The sequence below is a fragment of the Synechococcus sp. UW86 genome, assembly GCF_900474085.1.
GTDB lineage: Bacteria > Cyanobacteriota > Cyanobacteriia > PCC-6307 > Cyanobiaceae > Parasynechococcus.
This window is the reverse complement of sequence record NZ_UCNU01000009.1, coordinates 128,997-144,356: the sequence shown is the minus strand read 5'-3', so window position 1 is coordinate 144,356 and position 15,360 is coordinate 128,997. Positions and strand designations below refer to the sequence as shown.

Annotated in this window: 18 protein-coding genes, 1 tRNA gene and 1 pseudogene; 9 read left to right on the top strand and 11 right to left on the bottom strand. The window is 64.9% G+C overall.

All coding sequences use genetic code 11. From position 1 onward, the window contains the following. Positions 1–5: 5 nt before the first annotated feature. Positions 6–488, bottom strand: a complete 483-nt coding sequence (locus DXY04_RS03185) for a metal-binding protein (protein ID WP_115161258.1) — start codon at positions 486–488, stop codon at positions 6–8. Positions 489–546: 58 nt separating this feature from the next. On the opposite strand from DXY04_RS03185, the gene DXY04_RS03180 reads away from it, so the two are divergent. Next, positions 547–618: transfer RNA gene (locus DXY04_RS03180), tRNA-Val, on the top strand. 1,008 nt (positions 619–1,626) lie between these two features. On the opposite strand, the gene DXY04_RS03170 is transcribed toward DXY04_RS03180, so the two are convergent. From DXY04_RS03170 to DXY04_RS03145, 6 genes are read right to left on the bottom strand one after another with little or no spacing between them, the layout of a single operon-like run. Continuing rightward, positions 1,627–1,932: a TIGR03894 family protein gene (locus DXY04_RS03170; RefSeq protein ID WP_115009834.1), complete on the bottom strand. Its 306-nt coding sequence runs from the start codon at positions 1,930–1,932 to the stop codon at positions 1,627–1,629. Between the two features lie 58 nt (positions 1,933–1,990). Beyond that, positions 1,991–2,227, bottom strand: a complete 237-nt coding sequence (locus DXY04_RS03165) for a high light inducible protein (RefSeq protein WP_115160952.1) — start codon at positions 2,225–2,227, stop codon at positions 1,991–1,993. Between the two features lie 38 nt (positions 2,228–2,265). After that, complete coding sequence (locus DXY04_RS03160) at positions 2,266–3,003, bottom strand: MBL fold metallo-hydrolase (protein ID WP_115160951.1); 738 nt, start codon at positions 3,001–3,003, stop codon at positions 2,266–2,268. Further along, entirely contained in the window at positions 3,000–3,410 is a 411-nt protein-coding gene (locus DXY04_RS03155; RefSeq protein ID WP_114987764.1) for a transcriptional repressor, read from the bottom strand. The genes DXY04_RS03160 and DXY04_RS03155 overlap by 4 nt, the downstream gene beginning before the upstream one ends. Before the next feature lie 50 nt (positions 3,411–3,460). Then, positions 3,461–4,369, bottom strand: a complete 909-nt coding sequence (locus DXY04_RS03150; RefSeq protein WP_115160950.1) for an oxidoreductase — start codon at positions 4,367–4,369, stop codon at positions 3,461–3,463. A 20-nt stretch (positions 4,370–4,389) separates the two neighbouring features. Beyond that, entirely contained in the window at positions 4,390–4,647 is a 258-nt protein-coding gene (locus DXY04_RS03145; protein WP_006852028.1) for a hypothetical protein, read from the bottom strand. A gap of 54 nt (positions 4,648–4,701) precedes the next feature. On the opposite strand from DXY04_RS03145, the gene DXY04_RS03140 reads away from it, so the two are divergent. Beyond that, positions 4,702–5,151, top strand: a complete 450-nt coding sequence (locus DXY04_RS03140; RefSeq protein ID WP_115161257.1) for a protein phosphatase — start codon at positions 4,702–4,704, stop codon at positions 5,149–5,151. Beyond that, the gene (locus tag DXY04_RS03135) at positions 5,148–5,771 is read left to right on the top strand and encodes a 2OG-Fe(II) oxygenase (RefSeq protein ID WP_115160949.1); all 624 of its coding nucleotides are present in this window, start codon (positions 5,148–5,150) and stop codon (positions 5,769–5,771) included. The genes DXY04_RS03140 and DXY04_RS03135 overlap by 4 nt, the downstream gene beginning before the upstream one ends. Here DXY04_RS03135 and DXY04_RS03130 read toward each other — a convergent pair. After that, positions 5,751–6,059 (bottom strand): annotated as a pseudogene (locus DXY04_RS03130) (mechanosensitive ion channel protein); the annotation flags it as partial. The gene DXY04_RS03135 and the pseudogene DXY04_RS03130 sit on opposite strands and share 21 nt — an antisense overlap. Positions 6,060–6,094: 35 nt before the next feature. On the opposite strand from DXY04_RS03130, the gene DXY04_RS03125 reads away from it, so the two are divergent. From DXY04_RS03125 to DXY04_RS03105, 5 genes are read left to right on the top strand one after another with little or no spacing between them, the layout of a single operon-like run. Beyond that, positions 6,095–8,839 (top strand): valine--tRNA ligase, encoded by a 2,745-nt coding sequence (locus tag DXY04_RS03125; protein WP_115160948.1) that lies wholly within the window; start codon positions 6,095–6,097, stop codon positions 8,837–8,839. Between the two features lie 4 nt (positions 8,840–8,843). After that, on the top strand, positions 8,844–9,818 hold the full coding sequence (locus DXY04_RS03120; protein WP_115160947.1) for an ATP-binding cassette domain-containing protein: 975 nt from the start codon (positions 8,844–8,846) through the stop codon (positions 9,816–9,818). Next, complete coding sequence (locus DXY04_RS03115) at positions 9,818–10,615, top strand: ABC-2 family transporter protein (RefSeq protein ID WP_115160946.1); 798 nt, start codon at positions 9,818–9,820, stop codon at positions 10,613–10,615. The genes DXY04_RS03120 and DXY04_RS03115 overlap by 1 nt, the downstream gene beginning before the upstream one ends. Beyond that, positions 10,615–11,403 (top strand): ABC transporter permease, encoded by a 789-nt coding sequence (locus DXY04_RS03110; protein WP_115160945.1) that lies wholly within the window; start codon positions 10,615–10,617, stop codon positions 11,401–11,403. The genes DXY04_RS03115 and DXY04_RS03110 overlap by 1 nt, the downstream gene beginning before the upstream one ends. A 34-nt stretch (positions 11,404–11,437) precedes the next feature. Beyond that, on the top strand, positions 11,438–12,061 hold the full coding sequence (locus DXY04_RS03105; protein ID WP_115160944.1) for a TVP38/TMEM64 family protein: 624 nt from the start codon (positions 11,438–11,440) through the stop codon (positions 12,059–12,061). Here the strand turns inward: DXY04_RS03105 and DXY04_RS03100 are convergent. From DXY04_RS03100 to DXY04_RS03090, 3 genes are read right to left on the bottom strand one after another with little or no spacing between them, the layout of a single operon-like run. Further along, positions 12,037–12,222, bottom strand: coding sequence for a hypothetical protein (locus DXY04_RS03100; protein WP_115160943.1), 186 nt, complete (start codon positions 12,220–12,222; stop codon positions 12,037–12,039). The two genes, DXY04_RS03105 and DXY04_RS03100, sit on opposite strands and share 25 nt — an antisense overlap. Further along, the gene (ligA, locus tag DXY04_RS03095; RefSeq protein WP_115160942.1) at positions 12,219–14,261 is read right to left on the bottom strand and encodes an NAD-dependent DNA ligase LigA; all 2,043 of its coding nucleotides are present in this window, start codon (positions 14,259–14,261) and stop codon (positions 12,219–12,221) included. Before ligA ends, DXY04_RS03100 begins: the two co-directional genes overlap by 4 nt. After that, positions 14,254–14,673, bottom strand: coding sequence for a hypothetical protein (locus tag DXY04_RS03090; RefSeq protein ID WP_114987734.1), 420 nt, complete (start codon positions 14,671–14,673; stop codon positions 14,254–14,256). The genes ligA and DXY04_RS03090 overlap by 8 nt, the downstream gene beginning before the upstream one ends. A 79-nt stretch (positions 14,674–14,752) precedes the next feature. On the opposite strand from DXY04_RS03090, the gene DXY04_RS03085 reads away from it, so the two are divergent. Then, positions 14,753–15,295 (top strand): SprT family zinc-dependent metalloprotease, encoded by a 543-nt coding sequence (locus tag DXY04_RS03085; RefSeq protein ID WP_115160941.1) that lies wholly within the window; start codon positions 14,753–14,755, stop codon positions 15,293–15,295. Positions 15,296–15,360: the final 65 nt, after the last annotated feature.

The following is a 15,360-nucleotide window of genomic DNA, read 5'->3' as shown; positions in this document are numbered from 1 at the left end:
CCTTCTCATCGCTGTCGTTTCTTCGACCATTCCTGGGGCCAGGGGTCGCCATCGAGGATCAGGTGGATCCAGGCACTGCCCTCCAAACCCACAAGCAGAGCGATGAACTCCCGTGGGTGCTGATGCATCAGTTGCTGGAGCGTCGTCAGCAGCACCGCTGGTGAGAGTGCTGGAACCGCCATGCTCACGATCAGGCACCAGGTGAGCAGCACCGCCAGGCGCGCGGTTGTTCCCAGCAGCGGACCATGGGACCAGAGCGAGCGATGGGGAATCAGCAGGCGGTAGGGCCACCAGAGAAAGCCGAGGGCTCCCCAGCGCCGCAGCGCATTGGAGCGGGTATCGAGGTCTGGGGACAGCCATAAACCGCCAGCCAGGCAGCTGGCGGCTGCGATCAAGGCTGCCGCCCATCCCAGCACCAAGCCCACAGCGATGCCGAGCGGGAGACTCAGGACCCAGATGCTCTGATCGTGGCGGCGACCCGTTGCCAACTCTTCGGGGCTGTCGTGCGCCCCCAAGCTGACGCGTTAGGGCAGAATCTGCCCGGTGGGGCGATTAGCTCAGCGGTAGAGCACCTCCCTTACAAGGAGATTGTCACTGGTTCGATCCCAGTATCGCCCATTTCAAAACGCAGTTCAGCACTGCGTTTCCTGAGGTTTTGCTTCAGTTCGCCAGCGCTCGCACTCCAGGACCATCGCTTGTTGGCTGGGCGCTGAATTCACCGCGCAGGACGCCTTCTGCCCTTCGCATCATTTTCACGCAGGTCTCCCTGTCAGCAGCGGCGTAGGCAGCATCCATGCATTGCACGTACTGCTCTTCAGGAGTCACAAGCCGTTTGCCGTTGGGCGGAGTATCGGTCCGATTCGAATGGCTTGCCGTAGCTGCAACTACTCATCCGTTCGGTGCGTCGGACGGTTGGGTGTGCAAAGGTGGGGCGACGCCAAAGAGCCTGATTGAAGGCCCACTGCGCGAGAACCGATAACTCGATTCCATGAACAAAAGATCAAGCACTCCCCCAAGGGAGTGGCGAAAGGCTGGCAGCAATGCCAGCAGAATTGACCTCAGCGGCTATGCCTCATCTCAGCATCGCCGTTTCCTGAAGGCGGAAGCCGAGCAGGCCCCAGGGGAGCCCAGGCATCGCTGACGAGGTTCGTCCCTTCAGCGGAACGAAGGCGCCTCAGCTGTTGCTGCCGTCATCCATGCCACGTCTGATCAAGCTTTGCGTGAGCCAAAGCAGACCAATGAAACCGGCCGTGACGATCAACAGAGTCAAGATTCAGGCTGTGGTGCGGACGTAGAGACGTAGCTCGATTTGCCACCACATCATCATTGGAAGGTAGGCCTCAAAGGCACTTTGTGATGCAGTTGGTCATGGCGCTTGTGGTTCCCGTGGTTCTGCTAGTGGGGTTCACTGCGCTGTTGGCAACTGGCAGGTTGTCCATCTCTCGCAACGCTGCGTGGTTGTTGGAACGCCAAGGCAGCATCTGGATGGCTGGAATCGTGGCCCTTGCTGCTGCGGCGGCTGTGGTTGCTCTGCAGCGTTAAGCCGTCTCGCCGAAGCGCTTTCAAGAGCTTGACCCATCCCCAGGGAGGGAGCGGGATGGGTGGCTTGTCATTTGGAAGTCTTGATCAGCGGCTGCTGGAGCGCTTGCGCACAACCCTGGGGGTCTCCCGCTCGGTCTTGGCATCGGTTTCAGACACCGTCTTGTCTTCGCCGGCCGCTTCTCCCTGCCCGGGCTCATCGTCGGGTTCCTGCGCCTCAATCACTCCAAGCACCATGGCGGCTTCCAGCTGATCGCTCATGTCACCGATGGTTAGCAGGGCTTTTAAGACCAGCTGGGCGCGAGGCGCTTTGGGCAGGCCGGGACGAAGCTTTTTGGTGGTGTTCCACAGCTCCAGGGCCACTTCCTTCAGCAGTTCCTTGTCAGCAGCCATTCGATTCGAACGTGAATCGCACCATTCTCGTCATCGGGGGGGTGGTCCCCCTTCCGAATCAGAAGCAGAAGGGCAGGAATTGGGTGCGGCAGGCGGCATAGCCATCCACCAGGGGACCCAGCCCGATCTGGTGAACGATGCCGGCACCGGTGAGCCCCTCGGTGATGATTCCGATCACGATGCCGACCATGGCTGCACGGCCGTTGAAGCGTTCGGCTTTTTTGAGCTGCTCCATGTGGATGTCGCGGGCAGCGATGCCTTGGAACCAGGAATCGCTGGCTTGCGTGGATTTCATCGAACTCAAGATGTTGTTACAAAGCTTAATCCGAAAAATCAGTTTTTCAGCAACAGTCGTTCCCCCGGTCTTGGATCGGTCCAGGAGCTGCTGGCCGGCAGCTGGGCTCCAGTGCTGGCTACGGATCCTTTCATTTGCAGGGCCCGACTCAAGGCGCCGCCAAAGCGCACGTCGCCGCCGGAGGTGCTGGCGAGCACCGTGGTGGGTTGGAAGCGTTCCACCAGTTGCGGCACCACGGAGCAGCCTTTGACGAACGCTCCAAGCGCCGGCAGCCCCAGATCCACCATCGGCGTGATCACGGCATCCAGGGGCTGTGGCTCCAGGGCTGGATCGAGAAAACCGTGGGGTTCGAGATAGAGCGACCCGGCTCGATTTTCGAGCAGATAACCGTTTTCCACCATCGGCACCGGTGCACCGGCGCTGGCGCGCACCCGCAGGCCCTGGTGGTTGGTGCTCTCTCCGGGGGAGAGGGCTTTCACGCTGGTGAAGCCCAGGCGTTCCACCACCCGTGCAGCCGCCGCCGATCCAATGACGGGCAGGTCCTTGGGGAGAAGCACCAAAGTGTCCGGATGGGCGTGGTCTGCAAGCCCCTGGGTGAGCAACAGCAGGTTCAGCTTCTCGGGCACCTTGCGCTCGCAGGGCAGTTCCCCTTTGAGCAGCCACTCCCCGGGGGGGAAGCTCAGGCTGCCGCGCAACCAGGGATCCACCAGAACGCGGAGATCATCGAATTCGAGCAACCAGCCATTGGCTCCGTAGTACGTGGCGGCCAGGGTCATGACGGGCTTTGCTGCCGCTCGCGGCAGTCGCTGCAGAGACCAAAGAATTCAAGCGTGTGAAACAGGAGATCGAAGCCTTTGCGACCGTCTTCGGGCACCTCCAGGTCGTGAATCGGGCAGTGGTCGAGCGCCTGGGTCTTGCCGCAATCGACGCAGGTGAGGTGGTGGCGATCCCGCTCCAGCGGCGCATAGAGCGCCTCGCCATTGGGCAGGTGGCGGCAGCGCACCAGGCCCCGTTGCTGCAGCTGGCGCAGATTCCGGTAGACCGTGGCCAGGCCCATGGCCTGTTCGGGCTCCAGGCTGCGGTGCAGCTGCTGACCGCTCATCTCATCACCACAGGCCTGCAGGTTCGCCAGCAAGACCTTCTGGCGGGCATTGATCTGGGTGGCAGGGCGGCGAGTGGCCATGGTTTCAAAGGGCGACCAACCAGCGGCCACTCAACATCACAGCGTGGGATTCAGCCACCGATCAGCTGCTCGCTCAAGCTCCAGAGCCGCTGCCGTTCGGCAGGTTGGCTCGCTGCTGGCGCCACACGGCAGAGCGCCGGTGCACCCCGCAAGCCGCCGAACTGCTCAGGGCCGTAGTGCTCGCCACCCTGAGCAGTCGCCGCGGTGGCGGCATGCAGTTGGGGCAGGGCACCCATGCCGGCGCTTTGGAACAGGGGATCCATCAGCCGGTAGGCAAGGGCCTCGAAGCGGTTGCCGACGCTGGCGATTGCGGTGGGCTGCAGTTCCGTGCGCGCGATGCCGGGATGGGCAGCCAGGGAGCGGATGGGGCTGCCCTGCTCGCGCAGGCGTGCATCCAGCTCAAGGGCAAACATCACGTTGGCGAGTTTGCTTTGGCCATAGGCCCCATAGCGGTCGTAGCTCTTGCTCCAGCTGGGATCGTCCCAGCGGATCTTGCCGAAGTACTGCGCTCCGGAGGTCACCGTCACCACTCGGGGATCGGGCCGGTTCTGCAGCAGCGGCAGCAGGGCCTGGGTCAGGGCCATGTGCCCCAGGTGATTCACCCCGAACTGCAATTCATGCCCCTGGGCGGTGGTGCGGCGCGGCGGTGCCATCACTCCAGCGTTGTTGATCAGCAGATCAAGGCAGCCGTAGCGCTCCCCGACGGTGGCCACCGCCTGTTGCACGCTGGTCAGGTCCGCCAGATCCAGGTCCACCAGATCCACCGCTCCCCCATCGCGCTCCTGCAGCAACTCCTGCTTGGCCCTCTCGGCTTTGCGGGGGCTGCGGCACGCCAACACCACGGTGGCCCCGCAGCGTTTCAAGGCGCGCGCGGTTTCCAGGCCCAGGCCGCTGTTGGCTCCAGTGATCAGGGCTATACGGCCCTGCTGGTTCGGGATGTCAGCCGCGGACCAACCCATCGCTTCACCTGAGCCTGGGCTCAGTCCTCAGGGAAGAGCAGCTCGGCCAGTTCGTCGGCGTCCACGTCGTAGACGCGGGCCAGGCTGGTTTCGATGGCGTTGGTTACCTCGCCCGGCAGGAAGCGCATTGAGTTGAGGGCGTCCTCGGCGATGTCGTCGGTGAGCAGCTTGTCGTCGCTGTCCAGCTTTTCGTCATTGATCACCGCCATCACCCAGCTCTGGTAGGCGTAGACCAGATCGGAGAACTCGAGTTCGGGATCGTTCAGGTCCAGGGCCATGGTGCGAATAGCCAGTCGACCCAGTCTGACCTTTCGCAGGAGAGGATGAACAGCATGGATTCCGCTGATGCCACTGGCCTGCAGGCCACGCTGTTTGATTTTTCAATCGCTGAGCTGGTGCGGCAGCACCGGGAGAGCTTCCAACCCCTGTGGACGGCGGAAAGTTGGGTGAAGCTGCTGATCTGGTTGTCGCTGAATTGCGGCAGCTCCGGGGATGAAGCCGGCATGGCCCGGTTCGTCGAGGCGCTTGGGCCAAGCCTCACCACCCGGATGCGGCGGGTGTTCTTTGAGCGGGAGCTGGAGGCCCTCGATCTTCAGGTGATGGCCGATCCGGCTGAGCAGCAGGTGCTGGTGTTGCCGATGGGCCCGGGTGTTCCCCTGGATCTTGAGCGCGCTGCCACGGTGATCGAACAGGTGCAGTTGCAGGGCCATGTGGCTGACCGGTCGCGCTGGCAGCAGCTCCATGCTGTGGTGGCGATTCCTCGCTTGGAGGCCGCGGCATGAACCTGATCGGGCGCTACAGCAATCCCGGTTACGCCTCGGTGGCCGATGCGGTGCGTGAGTTCTTCGAGCGCCGGGTGGACTTACAGCGGCCTGGCGTGGCCTTCGGGCCCGAGGGTGAGGGGGAACCGGCGAAACAGAGCACCGACATCAGCCTGGTGGCGATTGATCGCTCGGAACCCGAATCCTTTGCCCTCTCGCAACTGATCCTGCGGGGGGTGACGGCCGGCTTGGAGCGCTATCTGCAGGAGCGGCCGTTGTTCCGGCAGTGCTGCCCGCAGCAGAGCCTGTTTGTGAATCCGATCTTCAACCTCCAGCACTACGCCCCGGGGGAAGGGTTCAAGCGATGGCACTGCGATTGGACCATCAGCGATGAGGCCACCGAACCGGTGCACCGGGTGCTGGCCTGGATTCTTTATTGCAACGACGTGGATGAGGCTGGCACCGAGTTCAATTGGCAGGACCACCACGAACCGGCGGAGCGGGGCAAGTTGGTGATCTTTCCGGCTGGTCCGTCCCACATTCACCGCGGACGGGTGAATGAGAGCGCCAGCAAGTTGATCGCCACCGGTTGGATCAACGCCGGACGCCAGGAGGACTACCTACGGCGTCTCGCCAGCTGAGTCGTTGGCAGGATCGCTGTCTGCTTCGGCCTGGAGCTGATTGGTGGGGCTGCCGATCCGGTGGGTTTGTTCCTTGGAGGGGGGCCATTCCATCGGATACACCTGGCGCTGGGGGAAGGGAATGCCGATGCCGTTCTTGTCGAACGCCGTCCAGATCGCCTGGCGGAGGTCGCTGCCGACCGCAAAAGCTTCCAGGGGATTGCGCACCCAGAACAGCAGTTTGTATTTGATCGAGGAGTCGGCGAAATCCACCGTGAACGCCTGTGGTGGTGGGTACTGCAGCACCTTTTGCGACCATGGCTTGACTGAACTCCCTGCCTCCTGTGCCCGAACTGGCCAAGACCTACGACCCGGCTGGCACGGAGGCCCGCTGGCAGCAGGCCTGGGAGGACCAGGGAGCGTTCCATCCCGACCCGAAGGCCCCCGGTGAACCGTTCTCTGTGGTGATCCCGCCGCCGAACGTCACCGGCAGCCTGCACATGGGCCATGCCTTCAACACGGCCCTGATCGACACGATCGTGCGCTATCAGCGCCTGGCGGGAAAGAACGTTCTTTGCTTGCCCGGCACCGATCACGCCTCGATCGCGGTGCAGACGATCCTTGAGAAGCAGCTCAAAGAGGAGGGCAAGACCCGCCACGACCTCGGCCGTGAGGCGTTCCTCGAGCGGGCCTGGCAGTGGAAGGCAGAGAGCGGTGGCCGGATCGTGGGTCAGCTGCGGCGCCTGGGCTATTCCGTGGATTGGAAGCGCCAGCGCTTCACCCTCGATGAGGGCCTGAGTGAGGCGGTGAAGGAGGCCTTCGTGCGGCTGCACGAGCAGGGGCTGATCTACCGCGGCGAATACCTGGTGAACTGGTGTCCCGCCTCCGGTTCGGCGGTGAGTGATCTGGAGGTGGAGATGAAGGAGGTGGACGGCCACCTCTGGCATTTCCGCTATCCGCTCAGCAGCGGCGACGGCCACCTGGAGGTGGCCACCACCCGGCCCGAAACGATGCTGGGCGATACAGCGGTGGCGGTGAATCCCACCGATGAGCGCTATGCCCACCTGGTGGGCCAGACCCTCACCCTGCCGTTCGTGGGGCGGGAGATTCCGATCGTGGCCGATGACCACGTGGAGAAGGACTTCGGCACTGGCTGCGTCAAGGTGACGCCGGCCCACGACCCCAATGATTTCGCCATCGGCCAGCGCCACGGTCTGCCCCAGATCACAGTGATGCGCAAGAACGGCACGATGAACAAGGAGGCCGGCCAGTTCGAGGGGCTGGATCGCTTCGAGGCCCGCAAGGCTGTGGTGGCCGGCCTGGAGGAGCTGGGGCTGCTGGTGAAGGTGGAGGACTACCGCCACAGCGTTCCCTATTCCGACCGCGGCAAGGTGCCGGTGGAGCCGCTGCTCTCCACCCAGTGGTTTGTCAAAACCGAGCCCCTGGCGGCCCGCTGCCGTGAGGCCCTCGAGAAGCAGGATCCCCGCTTCATCCCCGAGCGCTGGGAGAAGGTTTACCGCGACTGGCTCACGGACATCCGCGACTGGTGCATCAGCCGCCAGCTCTGGTGGGGCCATCGCATCCCCGCCTGGTTCGTGATCAGCGAGACCGGTGGTAAGTACACCGACACCACGCCCTACGTGGTGGCCCGCAACGAAACCGAAGCCCTGGAGAAGGCCAAGGCGGAGTATGGCGCCGCGGCGGAGATCGAGCAGGACGAAGACGTGCTCGACACCTGGTTCTCCAGCGGCCTCTGGCCCTTCTCCACCCTGGGCTGGCCCGATGCTGACAGCGCCGACCTGCAGCGCTGGTACCCCACCAGCACCATGGTGACGGGCTTCGACATCATCTTTTTCTGGGTGGCCCGGATGACGATGATGGCCGGCGCCTTCACCGGCGAGATGCCCTTCCAGGACGTCTACATCCACGGCCTGGTGCGGGACGAGCAGAACCGCAAGATGAGCAAGAGCGCCGGCAACGGCATCGATCCGCTGCTGCTGATCGACCGTTACGGCACCGATGCCCTGCGCTTCGCCCTGGTGCGGGAAGTGGCCGGTGCCGGTCAGGACATTCGTCTGGACTACGACCGCAAGAAGGACACCTCCGCCACGGTGGAGGCGTCGCGCAACTTCGCCAACAAGCTCTGGAACGCCACCCGCTTCGCCCTGATGAACCTGGGCGGCGAAACGCCGGCCCAACTCGGTGACCCCGATCCCGCTGCCCTGCAGCTGGCGGACCGCTGGATCCTCTCCCGCCTGGCCCGGGTGAACCGGGAGACGGCCGAGCGCTACAGCAGCTATGGCCTGGGTGAAGCCGCCAAGGGGCTTTACGAGTTCGCTTGGAACGACGTCTGCGACTGGTATCTGGAGCTGAGCAAGCGCCGGCTCAACCCCGGTGAGAACCCCTCAGCCGAGGCCCTCGCCGATCAGCGGGTGGCCAAGCAGGTGCTGGCCAAGGTGATCAGTCAGATGCACTTGATGCTGCATCCGCTGATGCCCCACCTCACCGAGGAGCTCTGGCACAGCGTCACCGGCGAGCCGGAGACCACCTTGCTGGCCCTGCAGCGCTGGCCGGAGCTGGATGAAAGTGCTTTGGATGATGCGTTGGAAGCCTCGTTCGCTGAGCTGATCGGTGCCATCCGTGTGGTGCGCAACCTGCGTGCGGTGGCGGGCCTCAAGCCCTCGCAACCGGTACCGGTGCGCTTCGTCACCGGCCGCGGTGAGCTGGCGGCTGTGCTCAGCAAGGGCACGGCCGACATCACGGCGTTAACGCGAGCCGAGTCGGTGGCGGTGATGGCGCCGGCGGAGGCTGATGCGGCTCCGGTGGCCAAGGCCCTGGCGGGGGTGAGCGGTGAGCTGCAGGTGCTGCTGCCGATCGAAGGCCTTGTCGATCTCGATGCACTGAAAGGGCGCCTCGAGAAAGACATCGCCAAGGCGGAGAAGGAGATCAAGGGCCTGGCGGGCCGGTTGGGCAACCCCAACTTCGCCGACAAAGCCCCGCCGGAGGTGGTGGCGGAATGCCAAGCCAACCTCGATGAGAAGCAGGCCCAGGCCGATCTGGCGCGCAAGCGCCTGGCGGATCTGAGCTGAGTCGGTGATTCAGGTTGAGGGGCTGAGCAAGATCTACCGGGTTGCCGAGAAGCAGCCCGGCTTGGCCGGCACCCTGCGCCATTTCATTCGCCGCCGCACCCGGGACGTCACCGCGGTGCAGGACGTTTCCTTCCGGATTGAACCTGGGGAGATGGTGGGCTTTCTCGGTGCCAACGGCGCCGGCAAAACCACCACCTTGAAGATGCTCTGCGGCTTGATCCACCCCAGCGCCGGCGAGGTGCAGGTGGCGGGGCACCGGCCCCAGCGCCGTCAGGCGGAGTTTCTGCGCCGGATCACCCTGGTGATGGGGCAGAAGCAGCAGCTGCTCTGGGACCTGCCGCCGATGGATTCGCTGCGGGTGAATGCAGCGGTCTACGGCATCCCTGATGCTGTGGCCCGGCGGCGGATCAAGGAGCTGGCCGATCTGCTGGAGCTGGGGGAGGAACTCACCCGGCCGGTGCGCAAGCTTTCCCTGGGCCAGCGGATGAAGGCCGAACTGTTGGCGGCGCTGCTGCACGAGCCGGAGGTGTTGTTCCTCGATGAACCGACCCTGGGGCTGGATGTGAATGCCCAGGCCCGGGTGCGGCAGTTCCTGGCCGAGTACAACCGCCGCACGGGGGCAACGGTGCTGCTCACCAGCCACTACATGGCTGATATCACGGCCCTCTGCCCCCGGGTGCTGTTGATCCACCAGGGGCGCTTGTTCCACGACGGTCCCCTGGAAGCGCTGGCTGATCAATTGGCACCGGAGCGGGAGGTGCGGCTCGAGTTGGAGTCGCCCGTTTCAGCCGATGACTTGGCGGGGTTGGGGCGTTTGGAGCAGCTGGAGGGCTGTGATGTGCGGCTGCTGGTTCCCCGCGATCAGCTCACCGCCGTGGTGGCGCAACTGCTGGATCGCTTCCCCGTGCGTGATCTGGATGTGACCGATCCACCGATCGAAGAGCTGATCGGTGGGTTGTTCCGGCAGGGGCGTGTCTGATGCGGATCTTCGGGCTGAACCGGCGGATCATCCGGGTGTTGCTGGGCTCCCAGTACGCCCACATGCTCGAGTACCGCGCCGAGATCGCGCTCTGGGCCTTGTCCGGGGTGCTGCCGTTCATCATGCTCAGCGTCTGGAGCGGCAGCGACGCGCGCTCGGGGCTGGGGCTGGATGGTGTGGCCCTGGATCGCTATTTCCTCAGCGCCTTTCTGGTGCGCCAGTTCTCGGTGGTGTGGGTGGTCTATGCCTTCGAGGAAGACGCCCTGCTGGGCCGGCTGTCTCCTTACCTGCTGCAGCCGCTGCATCCGCTCTGGCGTTATGTGGCGGCCCACCTCGGCGAGCAGCTCACCCGTCTGCCCTTTGCGGCCCTGATTGCGGCGGTGTTTTTTGTGGTGCGGCCCCAGGTTTTCTGGTTGCCGTCGTTGGGGGGCTTCCTGCTGGCCTGGCTGGCCACCTGGATGGCCTTCGCCATCGCCTTTCTGTTTCAGAGCCTGATTGCGGCCCTCTGCTTCTGGAGTGAGAAGGCCAGTGCCCTGGAGCGTCTGCAGTTCATTCCCTTCCTGTTCCTGTCCGGTCTGCTGGCACCGCTCACGGCCTTTCCGCCGGCGGTGCGGGCCCTGGCCCAGTGGACGCCCTTCCCGTATTTGATCGATTTCCCAGCCCGGGTGCTGGCGGGCCAACCGGTGGATCTGGTGGCGGGCTTCGGGGCGCAACTGGTCTGGATCGCTCTGCTGTTGCCGCTGGTGCTGCTGCTCTGGCGGGCTGGCGTGCGGCGATACAGCGCCATGGGGGCCTGATGGGGCGCTACTGGCGAACCCTGCGTCGCTTCTGGGGCACGGCCGTGGCCGTGCAGCTGGAGTATCAGGCCAACGTGCTGATCGAGTTGCTGGCGGTGGCGATGAGCCTCAGCGGCAGCCTGTTCCTGCTCTCGCTGTTCTATGGCACCGATCAGACGTTGGGGGGCTGGAGCTGGGCCCAGGCCCTGATGGTGCAGGGGCTTTACACGGTGTTCGATGGCATGGCCACCACCTGGTTGCGCCCGAACCTCGGGGCGATCGTTACCCATGTGCGCGAGGGCACACTGGATTTCGTGCTGCTCAAACCGATCGACAGCCAGTTCTGGTTGTCGCTGCGCACGCTTTCGCCGGCGGGGCTGCCGGAGATCGGCCTGGGGCTTGGCCTGCTGGCATGGGGCAGCCATCAGGCCGGTGTGGAGCTCAGTCTGTTTGCGCTGTTCACCGTGCTGGTGATGCTGTTGGCCGGTGGCTTGATCCTCTATTCGCTGTGGTTTCTGATCGCCGCCACCAGCATCTGGTTCGTCAAAACCTGGAATGCCACTGAGGTGTTGCGGGCCCTGCTGGCCTCCGGCCGTTATCCCCTCAACGCCTACCCGCCTGCCCTGCGCCTGCTGTTCACCCTGGTGCTGCCGGTGGCCTTTCTCACCACGGTTCCGGCCCAGGTGTTGTTGGGTGAGGCCGCCGCACCGATGCTGCTGGCGGGCTTGGCTCTGGCGGTGCTGTTCTTTGCGGCGGCGCGGGCCTTCTGGCTCTTTGCCCTGCGCTTCTACACCTCAGCATCGAGTTAGTGCAATGCTCCACGCCATGTGTGGGTGATTTCGCTTGATCTCCTTGGTTCAGCACTGGCTGCCGGATGTGTTGGAGCTGCTGTGCTCCCCCGCTGGGGCTCTGCTGTTCATGCCGCTCTATGCCCTCTGGGTGACGCTGCTGCTGCCGGGGGTTTGGGCGTCGATGCTGGCCGGGGTGCTCTACGGCACCTGGCTTGGCAGTGGCCTGGTGTTTGTTGGGGCCTGCCTCGGGGCGGTGGTGGTGTTTCTGCTGGGGCGGTCGGTGCTGCGCGACTGGGCCCGGCGCCGGTTGGAGCAGCTCCCCAAGTTGCAGGCGGTGGAGCGTGCCGTGAGCAAGGAGGGCCTGAAGTTGGTGTTGCTGACGCGCCTCTCGCCCGCCTTTCCCTTCTCGCTGCTCAACCTGGCCTACGGCCTCAGTGAGGTGAGCCTGCGGGATTACAGCATCGGTTTGATCGGCATCCTCCCTGGCACGGTGCTGTTCTGCGGTTTGGGGGCACTGGCCGGCGATGTGGCCCGTTTCGGTGAGGTGCTGGGGGGTGAGGCGGATGCCGGCACCTGGGCGCTGCGGCTGGTGGGGGTGCTCGCCACGCTGGCCGTGGTCTGGCTGGTGAGCCGAGCGGCCCGGCGGGCGCTTCAGGATGTGGAGACGTCGCTCTGATCGGGATTGGGCAGACGCCAGTCCCGCAGGGCAGCGATCAGGATGAACCAGGCCAGGCGTGCGCACTTGGCTGGGCCGGTGCGCTGCTGCAGCTCAGCCAACTTGGCCCGTCCGCAGTCGGTCTTGATCCAGCGGTGCAGGGCAGGTGTGGATGGGCTCATGGCTGCAGCAGGGCGGTGAGGTCGGCTTCGCTGAGCACCGTCACCCCGAGGCTCTCGGCTTTGGTCAGTTTGCTGCCGGCGGCTTCGCCCGCCACCAGGTAGTCGGTTTTCTTGCTGACGCTGCCGCTCACCTTGCCACCGGCCACTTCGATCAGCGCTTTGGCTTCGCTGCGGCTGAGGTTGGGGAGTGTGCCCGTGAGCACCAGGGTTTTGCCCCGCAGCACGCCGTCGGCGTCAGCTCCGGCTTGGCTGGCGGCCTCCTGTTCGGAGGCACTCGCCTCCAGGGAGAGCCCAACGCTGCGCAAGTCCTGCAGCAGCTGCTGGTTGGCGGGGGTGCGCAGCCATTGGCCCAGGCTGGCGCTGATTTCCGGGCCGATGCCATGCAGTTCGGCGATCTGCTCCGGGGCCTCCAGTGCTGCTGCTGCCAGGCTGTCGATGCTGAAGAAAGCGGCCGCGAGGGCTTTGGCGTTGACCTCGCCGATGTGGCGGATGCCCAGGCCATAGAGCTGGCGATGCCAGGGCTTCTGTTTGGAGGCCTCCAGGGCCTCCACCAGGTTGGTGGCCGACTTGTCGCCCATCCGATCCAGGCTGGCGAGCAGGGCCGCATCCAAGCGGTAGAGATCGGCCAGCGAGCCCACCAGGCCGCGGTCCACCAGCTGTTCGATCAACTTGCTGCCGAGCCCATCCACATCCAGGGCACCCTTGCTCACCCAGTGCCGCAGGCCACCCCGCAGGATCGCCGGGCAGCTGCTGTTCACGCAGCGGGTGGCGGCTTCATCTCCCTCTCGTACCAGGTTGGAGCCACATTCGGGGCAGTGCTGCGGCAGTTGCACCGGGGTGGCGTCACTGGGCCTGAGCTCCGGCAGCACCCGCACCACTTCGGGAATGATCTCCCCGGCTTTGCGCACCACGATGGTGTCGCCCAGGTGCAGATCCAGTTCTGCGATTCGATCGGCGTTGTGGAGGGTGGCGCGGCTGACGCTGGTGCCGGCCAGCGCGACTGCTTCGAATTCAGCCACGGGGGTGATGGCACCGGTGCGGCCCACCTGAGCACCAACGCGGAGCAGACGGGTGGGGGCTTCTTCGGCTGGGTATTTGAGGGCGATGGCCCAGCGCGGGGCCTTCTGGGTGAAGCCGGCTTCGTCCTGCAGCTGAACGTCGTCCAGCTTCACCACCACGCCGTCGGTGGCATAGGGGAGGTCATGACGTCCCTGCTCCCAGTGGTCGCAGAAGCGCTGGATGGCGGCCAGGTCTTCGCAGCGTTCCCGGTTCGGGTTCACGCGGAAACCGGCCGTCTTCAGCCACTTCAGAGCCGCCCATTGGCCGGGGGGTTGGGCGTCACCCGGCAGGTGCAGGGTGTAAGCGAAGAAGTCGAGCCGGCGGGCGGCCACCACCTTCGGATCCAGTTGGCGCAGAGTGCCGGCGCAGGCGTTGCGGGGATTGGCGAACAGCGCTTCACCCCGTTGTTCCCGTTCGGCATTGATCGCCGCGAAGGTGGCATCAGGGATGAAGGCTTCTCCTCGCACTTCCACCCAGTCCGGTGGGTTCTCGATCTGCAGCCGCAGCGGAATCGTGCTGATCGTGCGCACGTTGGCGGTGATCTCTTCACCGCGGCTGCCATCGCCTCGGGTGGCGGCCCGCTCCAGCACCCCATTGCGGTAGCTCAGGGCCAGGGCGTTGCCGTCAATTTTGAGTTCCCCCACAAGGGGCAGGCGGGTGTCGCTGGGACGGTCCAGCACCTTGAGCAGCCGCTCGTGCCAGGCCTGCAGGTCGTCGCGGTTGAAGGCGTTGTCGAGGCTGAGCATGCCCACGCGGTGCTCAACGCTGGTGAACCCCTCCGCCGGAGCTCCGCCCACCCGCTGGGTGGGGCTGTCGGACCGTTGCAGGTCTGGATGGTTCTGTTCCAGCTCGAGCAACTCGCGATAGAGGCGGTCGTAGACCGCGTCCTCCATCACCGGAGCATCAAGAACGTAATAGGCGTGGCCGGCACGGTTGAGCAGCTGCCGCAGTTCCGCGGCCCGCTCGTGCGGATCAGCCATTGACCTGGTTGATGCGGGCAATGCGCCAGTTGTCGTCCACCTTGGTGAAGGTGAAGTCGAGGGGGAGCTCTTCGTCGCCTTCGGACTTCAGCTTCACGGTGAGGATCAAGTTGCCTTCTTGCACGCGGGGGCGGCCGGACTTGAGATTGCGGAACTTGTTCAGCTTCAGGCCCGCTAAGAAGCGGATGAACTGCTGACGGCTCACGTGCTGGCGGTAGGCCTTGGTGGTGAGCAGGTAGGCGGCATCGATGCGGCCGGCAGCCACCTGGGTGAAGAACTGCTTGATCAGCGGATTGATGCCGCGGGCGTCGAGCACCAGCTTCACGGCGTTGTAGATCCAGTACCCCAGCAGGGTGAGACCCCCGGCCAGCAGAGCTTTGCTGCCGATCTCCCGCACCAGTCCCAGTTCCATCACCAGCTGTCAAAGCAGGGCTGAGTCTGACTGACCACGGCAGGATGGCGCTGATTCGGATCTCCTCCCCCCCCGTTCTGTGCCTTTGCAGCCCCTGCTGCCGCTGTTTCACCGCCTCAACCGGGAGCATTTCGGCGGTGCTTTGGTGGATGGGGGTCAGCCGCTGACGGCGGTGCGCTGGAGCGATGGCCGGATGAGCCGCACGGCGGGGTTCTACCGCCGTGGCCCCGGTGTGGGTGAGGGCCGCGGCAGCGAGATCGTGCTGTCGCGGCCGGTGCTTGAGCCCTTACCGCAGATCGCCACGGAAAGCACGCTCTGCCACGAGATGATCCACGCCTGGGTGGATCTGGTGCAGCGTCGCCGCGAAAGCCACGGGCCGCTGTTCCGGGCCCGGATGGCCGCCATCAATGCGGCCCAGAGCAGGTTTCAGGTGAGCATTCGCCACAGCTATCCCGTGCCGCCCCGGCCGCCCCGTTGGCTGGCGGTCTGTCCCCGTTGCGGCCGTCGCACCTCATGCCGAAGGCGCACACGCAATGCCGCGTGCCGGGCCTGTTGCGTCGAGCATTTCCATGGACGCTGGGATGCCAGCTGCCTGCTCAGTTATGTGGAGGCGGAGGGCTAGATGGAGGTGTTCTGGCTCACCCTGGAGTGCGGTGGTGTGGTGATTGTGTTGCTGGGATTACGGCG

What these genes read in the sequence shown, in the direction of transcription:
- DXY04_RS03160 (WP_115160951.1), bottom strand. Translation starts at nt 3,003, where the DNA reads ATGACCCTGGCCGCCACGTACTACGGAGCCAATGGCTGGTTGCTCGAA.
- ligA (WP_115160942.1), bottom strand. Translation starts at nt 14,261, where the DNA reads ATGGCTGATCCGCACGAGCGGGCCGCGGAACTGCGGCAGCTGCTCAAC.
- DXY04_RS03150 (WP_115160950.1), bottom strand. Translation starts at nt 4,369, where the DNA reads ATGGGTTGGTCCGCGGCTGACATCCCGAACCAGCAGGGCCGTATAGCC.
- DXY04_RS03170 (WP_115009834.1), bottom strand. Translation starts at nt 1,932, where the DNA reads ATGGCTGCTGACAAGGAACTGCTGAAGGAAGTGGCCCTGGAGCTGTGG.
- DXY04_RS03140 (WP_115161257.1), top strand. Translation starts at nt 4,702, where the DNA reads ATGGATTCCGCTGATGCCACTGGCCTGCAGGCCACGCTGTTTGATTTT.
- DXY04_RS03090 (WP_114987734.1), bottom strand. Translation starts at nt 14,673, where the DNA reads ATGGAACTGGGACTGGTGCGGGAGATCGGCAGCAAAGCTCTGCTGGCC.
- DXY04_RS03110 (WP_115160945.1), top strand. Translation starts at nt 10,615, where the DNA reads ATGGGGCGCTACTGGCGAACCCTGCGTCGCTTCTGGGGCACGGCCGTG.
- DXY04_RS03155 (WP_114987764.1), bottom strand. Translation starts at nt 3,410, where the DNA reads ATGGCCACTCGCCGCCCTGCCACCCAGATCAATGCCCGCCAGAAGGTC.
- DXY04_RS03115 (WP_115160946.1), top strand. Translation starts at nt 9,818, where the DNA reads ATGCGGATCTTCGGGCTGAACCGGCGGATCATCCGGGTGTTGCTGGGC.
- DXY04_RS03145 (WP_006852028.1), bottom strand. Translation starts at nt 4,647, where the DNA reads ATGGCCCTGGACCTGAACGATCCCGAACTCGAGTTCTCCGATCTGGTC.
- DXY04_RS03100 (WP_115160943.1), bottom strand. Translation starts at nt 12,222, where the DNA reads ATGAGCCCATCCACACCTGCCCTGCACCGCTGGATCAAGACCGACTGC.
- DXY04_RS03135 (WP_115160949.1), top strand. Translation starts at nt 5,148, where the DNA reads ATGAACCTGATCGGGCGCTACAGCAATCCCGGTTACGCCTCGGTGGCC.
- DXY04_RS03165 (WP_115160952.1), bottom strand. Translation starts at nt 2,227, where the DNA reads ATGAAATCCACGCAAGCCAGCGATTCCTGGTTCCAAGGCATCGCTGCC.